At 67.1% G+C, this 11,958-nt stretch carries 10 protein-coding genes; 7 read left to right on the forward strand and 3 right to left on the reverse strand.

Annotated features, from left to right (window positions below):
• Nucleotides 1–139: 139 nt before the first annotated feature.
• Complete coding sequence (locus ACW9UR_RS04430) at nucleotides 140–1,318, reverse strand: glycosyltransferase (protein WP_458915702.1); 1,179 nt, start codon at nucleotides 1,316–1,318, stop codon at nucleotides 140–142.
• Here ACW9UR_RS04430 and ACW9UR_RS04435 point away from each other — a divergent pair.
• Complete coding sequence (locus tag ACW9UR_RS04435; protein ID WP_458915703.1) at nucleotides 1,317–2,087, forward strand: alpha/beta fold hydrolase; 771 nt, start codon at nucleotides 1,317–1,319, stop codon at nucleotides 2,085–2,087. The two genes, ACW9UR_RS04430 and ACW9UR_RS04435, sit on opposite strands and share 2 nt — an antisense overlap.
• Nucleotides 2,088–2,154: 67 nt before the next feature.
• On the forward strand, nucleotides 2,155–3,135 hold the full coding sequence (locus ACW9UR_RS04440) for an alpha/beta hydrolase (RefSeq protein ID WP_458915704.1): 981 nt from the start codon (nucleotides 2,155–2,157) through the stop codon (nucleotides 3,133–3,135).
• Nucleotides 3,136–3,247: 112 nt separating this feature from the next.
• On the opposite strand, the gene ACW9UR_RS04445 is transcribed toward ACW9UR_RS04440, so the two are convergent.
• The gene (locus ACW9UR_RS04445; RefSeq protein WP_458915705.1) at nucleotides 3,248–3,550 is read right to left on the reverse strand and encodes a hypothetical protein; all 303 of its coding nucleotides are present in this window, start codon (nucleotides 3,548–3,550) and stop codon (nucleotides 3,248–3,250) included.
• A gap of 57 nt (nucleotides 3,551–3,607) precedes the next feature.
• On the opposite strand from ACW9UR_RS04445, the gene ACW9UR_RS04450 reads away from it, so the two are divergent.
• A complete protein-coding gene (locus tag ACW9UR_RS04450) occupies nucleotides 3,608–3,886 on the forward strand; it encodes a DUF2312 domain-containing protein (RefSeq protein ID WP_458915706.1) in 279 nt (92 codons plus the stop codon).
• Nucleotides 3,887–3,945: 59 nt separating this feature from the next.
• On the opposite strand, the gene ACW9UR_RS04455 is transcribed toward ACW9UR_RS04450, so the two are convergent.
• Nucleotides 3,946–4,395 carry a MaoC family dehydratase gene (locus ACW9UR_RS04455; protein WP_458915707.1) on the reverse strand — a complete coding sequence of 150 codons (450 nt, stop codon included), beginning with the start codon at nucleotides 4,393–4,395 and terminating at the stop codon, nucleotides 3,946–3,948.
• A 204-nt stretch (nucleotides 4,396–4,599) separates the two neighbouring features.
• Here ACW9UR_RS04455 and ACW9UR_RS04460 point away from each other — a divergent pair, with 204 nt between their 5' ends.
• The 4 genes from ACW9UR_RS04460 to glgA are packed head-to-tail and all read left to right on the forward strand — an operon-like array spanning nucleotide 4,600 to nucleotide 11,953.
• Nucleotides 4,600–6,972 carry a glycogen/starch/alpha-glucan phosphorylase gene (locus ACW9UR_RS04460; protein ID WP_458915708.1) on the forward strand — a complete coding sequence of 791 codons (2,373 nt, stop codon included), beginning with the start codon at nucleotides 4,600–4,602 and terminating at the stop codon, nucleotides 6,970–6,972.
• A gap of 41 nt (nucleotides 6,973–7,013) precedes the next feature.
• Nucleotides 7,014–9,221, forward strand: coding sequence for a 1,4-alpha-glucan branching protein GlgB (gene glgB, locus ACW9UR_RS04465; protein ID WP_458915709.1), 2,208 nt, complete (start codon nucleotides 7,014–7,016; stop codon nucleotides 9,219–9,221).
• A 33-nt stretch (nucleotides 9,222–9,254) separates the two neighbouring features.
• Complete coding sequence (glgC, locus tag ACW9UR_RS04470) at nucleotides 9,255–10,532, forward strand: glucose-1-phosphate adenylyltransferase (RefSeq protein WP_458915710.1); 1,278 nt, start codon at nucleotides 9,255–9,257, stop codon at nucleotides 10,530–10,532.
• A complete protein-coding gene (gene glgA / locus ACW9UR_RS04475; RefSeq protein ID WP_458915711.1) occupies nucleotides 10,532–11,953 on the forward strand; it encodes a glycogen synthase GlgA in 1,422 nt (473 codons plus the stop codon). The genes glgC and glgA overlap by 1 nt, the downstream gene beginning before the upstream one ends.
• Nucleotides 11,954–11,958: the final 5 nt, after the last annotated feature.

The following is an 11,958-nucleotide window of genomic DNA, read 5'->3' on the forward strand; positions in this document are numbered from 1 at the left end:
TGTCGCGCCCGGGCCGGGTGGGGGCCTCCGGCGGGGATATTTGGATAAAGTGGAAGGTGGGGACTTCGGGCCGGGCGCGGTGCGCGGGGTGGCCTTGCGAACGGGCGCGCGCCCCGGATGGGCCGGGGCGCGAGACCGGTCAGGCTAGGATGCGTTCGGCCAGGGCCTCCTGGTAGACTGCCAGGGTTTCGGCCTGCATGCGTGCGACCGAGAAGCGGCCCGAGACGAAGGTACGGGCGGCCATCGACATTGCGTCGCGGATGATATCCTCACGCTCCAGCGCGCCGGAGACCGCGTAGACCAGCGAGCCGGGGTCGCGGGCGCGGACCAGCCAGCCGGTCTTGCCGGGCTGGATCGCCTCGGCCCCGGCGCCGGCGTCGGAGGTGACGACCGGGCGGCCCATGGCCTGCGCGCAGAGCGCGTGTTCGCAGATCAGCGGTGCGTTGGCGGGCAGCGAGACCACGAGGCTGGCCAGCTTGTAGGCGGCCTGCCAGTCCTCGGGCGCCTCGGCCCAGGCGACGCGGTGCGCGGCGCCGGACGAGGCGATCTTGCTGCGGGCCGCGGTAGCGTCGGTCTCGGATCCGAGCAGCATCCAGACCGCATCGGGCGCGTCCGGCGCGGCGGCGGCGGCCAGCAGGGTGCCGAGCCAGGTGGGGTCGGCGGAAGCGCCGGGCACCAGGATGAGCGGGCGCATGTCGTCCTGAAGCCCCCAGGCCTGGAGCAACGCCAGGGTTCGCGGGCCGCTGACACGGCTGGCGTCGAACGCCTCGAGATCAATGCCGGGCGGGATCACGCGGATCGCCGCCTCGGGCACCGCGAAGTCGCGCCGCAGGCATTCGGCGGCGAAGGCCGAGCGCACGATCACCGGGCGGCCCGAGATGTGCTTTCGCGCCGAGCGGCGGCGCAGGAGGCCGGCGGCCGGGGGCAGCGTCTCGCAGGTCATCACCAGCGGCAGGTTCGCGGCCTCGGCGAAGGCCTTGGCGGCGAGGCCCCCGGCGGTGCCGTGCACGTGGACGAGTTGCAGCCGGCGTTGGTCCACCGTGTCGAGCAACGCCTGGGTCGCGCCGAGCTGGAAGATGGAGCCGCGCTGCGCGGTGTAGGGACGATGGTCGATCCCGGCGCGGCGGGTGTCGACCTCGAGCCGGGGCGGTCCGCCGGCAATGACCATCTCGCCGCCCGCGCCTTTCAGCGCCTGAGCGATCGCGAGGGCCCGATTTGCCGCGATGGGATCAAGTTCTTCTGGCAGGAGTTGCAGGACGCGCGCCGCTGAGCCATTTTCGGCAGCGACGGATGGTCCGCCTTGGTGACGGAGAAACATGCTCGATTACGACCTCTATGGTGCCTCTGACGGGCGTTCATTGGCCTACAGTACAGTAAATTCGCCGAAGAGCAGCAAAAAACTGCCGGGACTCGTGTTTCTCGGAGGCTTCCGATCAGACATGACCGGGACCAAGGCCGTATTCCTCGAAGACTGGGCGAAATCGCAGGGCAGGGACTTCTTGCGCTTCGACTACACCGGGCATGGCGCAAGCTCGGGCGCGTTCGAGGACGGCTGCATCGGCGACTGGATCCGGGACGCGCGCGACATCATCGGCGCGCTGACCGAGGGGCCGCAGATCCTTGTGGGCAGCTCGATGGGCGGCTGGATCGCCCTGTCGCTTGCGCGCGACTGGCCCGAGAAGGTCGCGGGGCTTGTCGGCATCGCCGCGGCCCCCGATTTCACCGAGGACAGCATGTGGGCGAACTTCGACGCCGATCAGCGTGCCGCCCTGGAACGTGACGGCCGGGTCGAGATCCCGACGGAATACGACGACCAGCCCTATGTTATCACCCGCAAGTTGATCGAGGATGGGCGGCAGCGTCTGCTGCTGCGCGATCCGCTGCCGCTGCGCTGCAAGGTGCGGCTGCTGCACGGCACGGCGGATGCGGATGTCGAAATGTCGGTCCCGCTGCGCCTGCTGGCCCATGCCGACTGCGACGACATGGCGCTGAAGCTGGTCAAGGGCGCGGATCACCGGTTCTCGGAGCCGGGGCCGCTGCAGGAGATCCTCGGGGCCATCGCAGAGGTGGAGCCGGGCGGAAGCTGACCGGCGGCGGCAGGTCGCACAGCCTGCGCTTGTGCGGCTTCGCTACCCGGAATAAGGTTCAACGATCATGCGGATCATCCTGATATTCTTGGCAGTTGTCGTGGTCGTGGGGGCGGTGCTGTGGCTTGTTGGCCCGCGCGAGCCTGCCGGGCGCGGTGCGCCCTTCGATCCCGAGAGCATCGGGCGCGACGTGGACAACTATCTCTACCGGACCGAACGTGCGGTGCCGGGCGTGGTGCGCGGCGCGCAGAAGCATGTGCTCTGGGCCGATCCGACCCGGCGCGACAAGCGTGCGCTGGCGCTGGTCTACATCCACGGCTTCTCGGCCTCGCTGGAGGAAACCCGGCCGGTCAGCGACATCGTCGCGCGGGAACTGGGGGCGAACCTGTTCTACACGCGCCTCACCGGGCATGGCCGCGATGGCGAGGCGATGGCCGAGGCGACCGTCGCCGACTGGCGCCGCGACGTCGAGGAGGCGATCGCCATCGGCCGGAGGCTGGGCGACCGGGTGATCCTGATCGGTGCCTCGACCGGGGCGACCTTGATCACCCTGGCGCTGGAGGACCCCGCGCTGCGCGAAGGTGTCGCCGGGATCGTGATGATCTCGCCCAATTTCAAGGTGAAGGCGGCCGGCTCGGCGGCGCTGACCTGGCCCTTTGCCCGCCGGTTCGTGCCCATGATCGAAGGCGAAGAGCGGTTCTTCGCCCCGCGCACCGCCGAGCATGCCAAGTGGTGGACGGAGCGCTACCCGACCGTCGCCGTGCTGCCGATGGCGGCCTCGGTCAAGGCGGCGCGCGAGGTCGAGGTCGGCGAGATCGACGTGCCGGCGCTGTTCGTCTTCTCGGATCTCGACGAGGTGGTCGACCACCGCCAGACCCGCGCCGTCGCCGACGCCTGGGGCGGGCCGGTCACGGTCTGGCCGGTGGAGCCGGGCCGCAGCGACGATCCGCAGGCGCATGTGATCGCGGGGGACATCATGAGCCCGGGCCTAACCGAGCCCGTCGCCGAGCGGATCCTCGAGTGGACGCGGGAGCGGGGACTACGCTGATCTGGGCGCTGATCCGGGCAGCGCGGCGCGTGCTGCCGTCGACGGATGCCTCCGGCGGGGATATCTGGAGAAAGTGGAAGGCTTGGGGGCGTTTCGGCCCCGGGCGCGGGTTCTAGAGGAAGAGGCCGACCACCACGAAGGCGAGGCCGAGCCCCGCGACCCCGACCGAGGCAAGGTTCAGCGCCACCAGCCCGTGCAACTGACGTTTCACCTTTTCCTGGTCCGGCTCGCCCTTCACTGCCGCGGCGCGGCGGATGCAGACGGCCAGACCGGCGAGGCCGATCAGCGTGGTGATGGTTCCGAGGATCACGAGCCATGTCATGCGCGTCCGGTTACGCCAGAGCGCGGCGGGCGGCAAGGGCCTTCGTGGCTCGGGCGGGGCAACGCGGGCTTGAAGCCGCTTGGGCAGGGCCATACTGTGCGCGCCTGACAATGTGCCCTAGGGCAGCCCCACGAGCAGGTGAGAGGACGAATGGAGACCCCCCTGGAAGATCTGGAAGACGACGGCCCGCGCGACATTCACCGTGTCACCGCCGCCGAGCTGCGCCAGTTCATAGAGCGTTTCGAGCGGCTGGAAGCCGAGAAGAAGGACATCGCCGACCAGCAGAAGGAGGTGATGGCCGAGGCCAAGGGGCGCGGTTATGACCCGAAGATCATGCGCAAGCTGATCAGCCTGCGGAAGAAGGACCCGCAGGAGATTTCGGAGGAGGAGGCGATCCTCGATCTCTACAAGGAAGCGCTGGGCATGTGAGCCCGGTCCTGCCGCGGCGCCCTCGTGCGGGGCGCCGCCGGTTCCAGGCGAAACTGGCGCTAGAGCCCTTCGAGGGGCATCGTGTACGTGGTCGCCTCGCCTTCGACGCAGATGTCTCCGTCGCTGTCGATGACGGAGACTTTCAGCTGGCAGATGGGCTTGTCGTCGCGGACCGAAACCACCTCGACGATCCCCGTGATTTCCTCGTTCACGCCGACAGCCTTCCGGAAGCTCAGGTTGGTGTTGAGGAACACTGTCCCCGGCCCAGGAAGGTCCTCGGCGACGCAGGCATTCAGAATCCCCGTCGTGACGCCTCCCTGAACGATCAGCTTTCCGAATGGCGTCTTCCTGGCGAGCGCCTCGTCGTAGTGCACCGGATTGCGGTCGCCGGTCATGCGGGTGAACGCCTCGATGTCCGCCTTCGAGGTCGTGCGCGTCCGTCTGGCGACCGCTCCCAGTACGGGCTTGCCGTTCGTCACGCCGCTCCACCCGTCTGTGCCCTGGCTCATTGGTCGCGCTCCCTTTGATGATCCTCCGGGAGTATAGCGTTTGCGCGCTTGCCGGAGAACTTGGGTTCCCTGTCGCCGAGTTACGTACCTTGTGCGACCGGCTGCGGGAACTTTTTGGCAGTGCAGCATTTCCTTTGGCGTCGGCGTACAAACTGCGCTAAGGCAGGCTCTGGCCCTGTCCTGCGTGAACCCCCGGGGGACAACATGACGAAAGACGACCTCAAGGCCGAGATCCTGCGCCACCTGGCGTTCTCGTTCGGCAAGGATCCCGCCCATGCGCAGCTGCGCGACTGGCGCATGGCGCTGTCGCTGGCGATCCGTGACCGGATCGTGACGCCCTGGTTCGACTCCACCCGCAAGACCTATGAGGGCCGCAACAAGCGGGTCTACTACCTGTCGATGGAGTTCCTGATCGGCCGCCTGCTGCAGGATGCGATCGTGAACCTTGGCCTCGACGAGGCCGCGCAGGCCGCCTGCGGCGAGCTGGGCCTGTCCTATCGCGAGGTGCTGAACGACGAGCCGGATGCGGCGCTGGGCAACGGCGGCCTGGGGCGGCTGGCGGCCTGCTTCCTCGACAGTCTCTCGACGATCGGGATTCCGGCCTACGGCTACGGCATCCGCTACGAGCACGGGCTGTTCCGGCAGTCCTTCCACGAGGGCCGGCAGGTCGAACAGGCCGAGGACTGGCTGAGCCAGCCCCATCCGTGGGAGTTCGAGCGGCCCGAGGTCACCTATGGCATCGGCTATTACGGAACTGTGCGCGAGGCCGAGGACGGCGCGCACTGGGATCCGGGCGATCTGGTCGTGGCCAAGGCTTGGGACACGCCGATCCTGGGCTGGCAAGGACGCTGGGCCAACACCCTGCGCCTTTGGAGCGCGCAGCCGCGCACCCAGTTCGACCTGGCGCGCTTCAACGAGGGGCAGTTTGCCAGCGCGGCGGAGCCCGAGGCGCTGGCACGGACGATCAGCCGGGTGCTGTACCCGAACGACTCGACGCCGCAGGGCAAGGAACTGCGCCTGAAGCAGGAATACTTCTTCACCGCCGCGTCGCTTGCCGACATTATGCGCCGCTATCACAGCGAATACACCGACATCCGCGCCCTGCCGCAGCATGTCGCGATCCAGTTGAACGACACGCACCCCGCGATCGCCGGGCCCGAGCTGGTCCGGATCCTGCACGACGAGCATGCCGTCGATTTCGACGAGGCGGTCGAAATCGCCCAGGCGACGCTGTCCTATACCAACCACACCTTGCTGCCCGAAGCGCTGGAGCGCTGGGACGAGGGGCTGATGTGGCACCTGCTGCCGCGTCACATGCGGCTGATCGAGCAGATCGACGACTGGCACGCGCGGAAGTTCCCGAAGCGGACCCAGTCGACCATCGACCACGGGCAGGTGAAGATGGGCGAGTTGTCCTTCGTCATGGCGCACAAGGTCAACGGCGTCTCGGCGCTGCACACGGACCTGATGAAGAAGACCGTGTTCAAGGAATTGCACGCGCTGCATCCGGAGCGGATCGTGAACCAGACCAACGGCATCACGCCGCGACGCTGGCTGCGGACCTGCAACCCGGCCCTGAGCAGATTGATCACCGATACGATCGGCACCGGCTGGGAGGACGATCTGGAGCGGCTTCAGGACCTTGAGCCGCATGTCGAGGATGCCGGTTTCCGCGAGGCCTTCGCCAAGGCCAAGCGCGACAACAAGGTTGCACTGTCGAACCGGGTGCGGGCGCTGCGCGGCGTCTGGCTGGACCCGGACGCGATGTTCGATGTGCAGGTGAAGCGGATCCACGAGTACAAACGCCAGCTGATGAACGTGCTCGAGGTGATCGCGCTCTGGGACGAGATCCGGCGGTTCCCGGACCGCGAATGGACGCCGCGGGTCAAGATCTTCGGTGGCAAGGCCGCGCCGGGTTATTACACTGCCAAGGAAATCGTATATCTTATCAACGACGTGGCGCGGATCGTAAACTCGGACGAGACGGTGAACGGTCGGCTGACCGTGGCCTTCCCGCCGAACTACAACGTCTCGATGGCCGAGCGGCTGATCCCGGCGGCGGACCTGAGTCAGCAGATCTCGACCGCGGGCAAGGAGGCCTCGGGCACCGGCAACATGAAATTCGCGCTCAACGGCGCGTTGACCATCGGCACGCTGGACGGCGCGAACGTCGAGATTCGCGAGCACGTCGGGGCCGAGAATTTCTTCCTTTTCGGCATGACCGCCGAAGAGGTCGTCGCCCGACGCAACGTTCAGGATCACGCGATGCAGGCCATCGCGGAGTCGCCCGAGTTGGACCGCGCGATCGAACATATCGAGCGGGGCAGCTTCTCGCCGCGCGAGCCGGACCGGCACCGGCATCTGGCCAACCTTCTGCGGCATCACGATTATTTTCTCGTCTGCTCGGATTTTGCGTCATACTGGAAGAAGAGTCGCGAGGTGGATGCGGTCTACCGGGACGCGGACAAATGGGTGCGCATGGCGGCCCTGAACACCGCGCGCACCGGATGGTTCTCGTCCGATCGCACGATTCGCGGCTATGCTGGGGACATCTGGGGGGCGGCGCCCGCGACCTGACCTCCCTTGCCGATCGACTGGACTGGAGCAGGTAGAGACATATGCGCGAACCCGAAGCTACCCCGTCTCACCTGATCGACGAAGCGGACGCCCAGCTGCTGGCCGAGGGCCGGCACCCGGATCCGTTCGGCGTACTTGGCCCCCATGAATTCGGTGGCCGCCGCGTGCTGCGGGTCTTCGATCCCGCTGCCGAGCAGATCACCGCCGCGATGGAAGATGGCTCGGTCAATGCGCTGTCGCACGTGCCGGGCGCGCGGGGCGTCTTTGCGGGCAAGATCGGACCGGGGAACTACCTGCTGCACTGCCGGGGCCAGGGTGCCGAGTGGCAGATGGAGGATGCCTACCGCTTCGGCCCGGTGCTGGGCGAAATGGACGAATACCTGCTGGGCGAGGGCACGCACCAGCGCATGTGGCACGCGCTGGGCGCGCATGTGATGACCCATGAAGGTGTGCACGGCACGCATTTCGCGGTCTGGGCGCCGAATGCCGAGCGGGTCTCGGTCGTCGGGGATTTCAACGGCTGGAACGGGCGGCGGCATCCGATGCGGTCGCGGGGGACCACCGGCGTGTGGGAGATCTTCCTGCCCGGTATCGGCGAGGGCGCGGTCTACAAGTACGAGATCATCGCCCAGGGCGGGCGCCTGTTGCCGCTCAAGGCGGACCCCGTTGGCTTCGGTGCGCAGCACGCGCCCGAGACTGGGTCCGTGGTGCGCGATCTTTCAGGCTATGGCTGGCGCGACGGCGACTGGATGGCCGGGCGCGAGGCGGCGCAGCGCGTGGATGCGCCGGTGTCGATCTACGAGGTGCACCTCGGCTCGTGGCGGCGGTTGCCGGAGGAGGGGAACCGCTCGCTCAGCTATCGTGAACTGGCGACCGAACTGGTCGATTACGTCGTCGACATGGGCTTCACCCATATCGAATTGCTGCCGGTGTCCGAGCATCCGTTCGACGGGTCCTGGGGCTATCAGCCGGTGGGGATGTACGCGCCGACGATCCGCTTCGGCCCGGCGCAGGAGTTTCGCGACCTGATCGACGCAGCGCATAAGAAGGGCGTCGGCGTCATCATCGACTGGGTGCCGGGGCATTTCCCGACCGACGCCCACGGGCTGGGACGCTTCGACGGTACGCCGCTCTACGAGCATTCCGATCCGCGCGAGGGGTTCCACCAGGACTGGAACACGTTGATCTACAACTTCGGTCGAACGGAGGTCGCCAACTACCTGATTTCGAACGCCCTCTACTGGCTTGAGGAATACCATGTCGACGGGCTGCGGGTGGATGCGGTGGCCTCGATGCTCTATCGCGACTACAGCCGTGCCGAAGGCGAGTGGGTGCCAAATGTCCACGGCGGGCGCGAGAACCTGGAGGCGATCTCGCTGCTGCAGCGGATGAACACGCAGGTCTATGGCGAGGTGCCGGGGATCCTCACGGCGGCCGAGGAAAGCACCTCGTTCCCGGCGGTCTCGCGGCCGGTGGACATGGGCGGGCTCGGCTTCGGATACAAGTGGAACATGGGGTGGATGAACGATACCCTGTCCTACATCGAGAAGGACCCGATCCATCGCCGGCATCATCACCACCAGATGACCTTCGGCATTCACTACGCCTATTCCGAAAATTTCATCCTGCCGATCAGCCATGACGAGGTGGTGCACGGCAAGGGCTCGATGCTGGGCAAGATGCCGGGGAACGAGTGGGACAGGTTCGCCAACCTGCGCGCCTATTACGGGTTCATGTGGGGCCATCCGGGCAAGAAGCTGCTGTTCATGGGGCAGGAGTTCGCCCAGGGCACCGAGTGGAACCATGCGACGCAACTGGACTGGTATGTGCTGGATTACGAGCATCACGCCGGGATGCAGCGGCTGGTGCGCGATCTGAACACGCTTTACCGCGAGACGCCGGCGCTGTTCGTCCGCGACTGCGAGCCCGAGGGCTTTCAGTGGATCGAGGCCAACGCGGCGGAGGAATCCATCTTTGCATGGGCGCGGTTCGGCGGCCCGGGCGATCCGCCCTGCGTGGTGATCTGCAACTTCACGCCCGTCGAGCGCCGCGACCGGGTCTGCGGACTGCCGAAAGCGGGACGCTGGGAAGAGGTGCTCAACACCGATGCGGAGCACTACGGCGGCGGGAACAGGGGCAACATGGGTGGCGTTGAGGCGACGGAAAGCGGGGCGCACGGGCAGCCGGCCTCGGCGACCGTCACGCTGCCGCCACTGTCCGCCGTCATCCTGAGATTTGCCGGTTCTTGAAAAGACGCGAAGTCAAACGGGGAGGGGAGCCACATGACCAAGAGATCACAAGAGCCGGGACGGCGGCTGATGAGCCGGACGATGGCCTTCGTTCTGGCGGGCGGGCGCGGCTCACGGCTGAAGGAGTTGACCGACCGCCGAGCCAAGCCGGCGGTCTATTTCGGTGGCAAGACCCGGATCATCGACTTCGCGCTGTCGAACGCGCTGAACTCGGGCATCCGCAAGATGGCGATCGCAACCCAGTACAAGGCGCACAGCCTGATCCGGCACATGCAGCGCGGCTGGAACTTCTTCCGCGCCGAGCGCAACGAGTACCTGGACATCCTGCCGGCCAGCCAGCGCGTCAGTGAGCATCAGTGGTACGAGGGCACTGCCGACGCGGTGACGCAGAATATCGACATCGTGGACGATTACGACGTCGATTACGTGCTGATCCTGGCTGGCGACCACATCTACAAGATGGATTACGAGATCATGGTCCGGCAGCATGTCGAGACCGGCGCAGACGTCACCGTCGGCTGCCTGACCGTCCCGCGCGAGGAGGCCTCGGCCTTCGGGGTCATGGACATCGACGATGATCTGCGGATCAAAAGCTTCCTCGAAAAGCCCGCCGATCCTCCGGGGATGCCGGGGGATCCGGACCGGACGCTGGCCTCGATGGGGATCTACGTTTTCAAGTGGAGCTTCCTGCGCGAGCTGCTGCTGGCCGACCGCGACAACCCGGACAGCAAGCACGATTTCGGCGGAGACATCATCCCGCAGGTGGTCGCCAACGGGAAGGCAATGGCGCACAAGTTCGACGAGAGCTGCGTGCGTTCGGGTGAGGATGCGCCGGCCTACTGGCGGGATGTCGGTACCGTTGATGCCTTCCATCAGGCCAATATCGACCTGACGGATTTCACGCCGGAGCTGGACCTGTGGGACAAGGACTGGCCGATCTGGACCTATTCCGAAAGCGTGCCGCCCGCGAAGTTCATCCATGACGAAAAGAACCGGCGCGGGCTTGCCGTCAGCTCGATGATCTCGGGCGGGTGTATCATCTCGGGGACCGAGGTGCGCGAGTCGCTGCTGTTCACAGGGGTCCACACCAACAGTTTTGCAGTGCTGGAGCGGGCGGTGATCCTGCCTTATGTCACCGTCCATCGCCACGCACGGTTGCGCAACGTGGTCATTGACCGGGGCGTCGAGATCCCGCGTGGACTGGTCGTCGGCGAGGACCCGGTCGAGGACGCCAAGTGGTTCCGCGTCAGCGACAAGGGCGTGACGCTGATCACCGCCGACATGATCGCAAAGTACGAGGCCGCGCACTGATGCGGCAGGCGCTTTCGGTCGCTTCGGAATGCGTGCCGCTGGTCAAGACCGGCGGGCTTGCGGACGTGGTAGGCGCGCTGCCCGCCGCGCTCGCGCCGCAGGGCTGGGCGCTGCGTACGCTGCTGCCGGGCTATCCGAAGGTCATGGCTACGATGGGCGAGGCGCGCGAGGTCTGGCAGGCCGCCGAGCTGTTCGGCGGCCCCGCGCGGCTGCTTGCGGCCGAGGCCGAGGGGCTCGACCTCTTGGTGCTGGATGCGCCGCATCTCTACGACCGGGCAGGGACACTGTATCTGAACCCCGAGGGATTCGACTGGCCCGACAACCCCGAGCGCTTCGCCGCGCTGAGCCTGGCCGCGACCGAAGTGGCTGCCGGCGCGCTGGGCGACTGGCGGCCCGAGGTGGTGCACGTCCACGACTGGCAGGCGGCGCTGACGCCGACCTACATGAAGGGCCGGAGCATCGATGTGCCCGTGCTGCTGACGGTGCACAATATCGCCTTTCACGGCCTCGCCCCCTCGGACCGGCTGGAGGCACTGCACCTGCCGCGCATCCGCTTCACCCCCGAGGAACTGGAGTTCTGGGGGCAACTGAGCGCGCTCAAGGCGGGGCTGGTGGATGCGGCCGCCGTCTCCACCGTCAGCCCGACCTATGCGCGCGAGCTGATGAGCCCGCGGTTCGGCATGGGGCTGGAGGGCGTCATCGCCACCCGCGCCGCCGATCTGCACGGCATCCTGAACGGAATCGACACCGCCGTCTGGTCCCCCGAGGCGGACCCGGCGATCACCTCTTATAGCGCGCCCAAGGGCAAGGCCGCGAACCGTGCCGCGCTGCTGGAGGAGTTCGGCATCGAGCCGGGGCCTGGGCCGCTTTGCATCGTCGTTTCGCGGCTGACCGGGCAGAAGGGATTGGACCTGTTGCTACACGCCGCACCGCGCCTTCTGGCGGCGGGGGGCATGATCGCGCTGCTCGGTACCGGCGAGAAGGGGCTGGAGGGCGGCTGGAAGGATCTGGGGGAGCGCTCTCCAGCGGTGGGCGTGCACATAGGGTATGACGAAGCGATGAGCCACCGGATGTTCGCGGGCGCGGACGCGGTGCTGGTGCCCTCGCGGTTTGAGCCTTGTGGTCTGACGCAGATGTACGGGCTGCGATATGGTACGATACCGCTGGTCGCGCGTACCGGTGGGCTGGCCGATACGGTGATCGACGCCAACGAGGCCGCATTGCGGGCGGGCGTCGCGACCGGTCTGCTGGTCGAGCCGGACGACGAGGCCGCGCTGGGCGCCGGGCTCGAGCGACTGGTGGACCTGCATGCACAGCCCGAGTTGTGGGCGAAGATGCAGCGCAACGCGATGAAGCACCCCGTGGGGTGGCGAACCTCGGCTGCCGAATACGCGGCGCTATACGACAGCCTGTCAGGGTAAGGCGG

The sequence above is a fragment of the Halovulum sp. GXIMD14794 genome, assembly GCF_054457455.1.

What these genes read in the sequence shown, in the direction of transcription:
- glgA (WP_458915711.1), top strand. Translation starts at nt 10,532, where the DNA reads ATGCGGCAGGCGCTTTCGGTCGCTTCGGAATGCGTGCCGCTGGTCAAG.
- ACW9UR_RS04430 (WP_458915702.1), bottom strand. Translation starts at nt 1,318, where the DNA reads ATGTTTCTCCGTCACCAAGGCGGACCATCCGTCGCTGCCGAAAATGGC.
- ACW9UR_RS04435 (WP_458915703.1), top strand. Translation starts at nt 1,317, where the DNA reads ATGCTCGATTACGACCTCTATGGTGCCTCTGACGGGCGTTCATTGGCC.
- glgB (WP_458915709.1), top strand. Translation starts at nt 7,014, where the DNA reads ATGCGCGAACCCGAAGCTACCCCGTCTCACCTGATCGACGAAGCGGAC.
- glgC (WP_458915710.1), top strand. Translation starts at nt 9,255, where the DNA reads ATGACCAAGAGATCACAAGAGCCGGGACGGCGGCTGATGAGCCGGACG.
- ACW9UR_RS04450 (WP_458915706.1), top strand. Translation starts at nt 3,608, where the DNA reads ATGGAGACCCCCCTGGAAGATCTGGAAGACGACGGCCCGCGCGACATT.
- ACW9UR_RS04440 (WP_458915704.1), top strand. Translation starts at nt 2,155, where the DNA reads ATGCGGATCATCCTGATATTCTTGGCAGTTGTCGTGGTCGTGGGGGCG.
- ACW9UR_RS04455 (WP_458915707.1), bottom strand. Translation starts at nt 4,395, where the DNA reads ATGAGCCAGGGCACAGACGGGTGGAGCGGCGTGACGAACGGCAAGCCC.
- ACW9UR_RS04460 (WP_458915708.1), top strand. Translation starts at nt 4,600, where the DNA reads ATGACGAAAGACGACCTCAAGGCCGAGATCCTGCGCCACCTGGCGTTC.
- ACW9UR_RS04445 (WP_458915705.1), bottom strand. Translation starts at nt 3,550, where the DNA reads ATGGCCCTGCCCAAGCGGCTTCAAGCCCGCGTTGCCCCGCCCGAGCCA.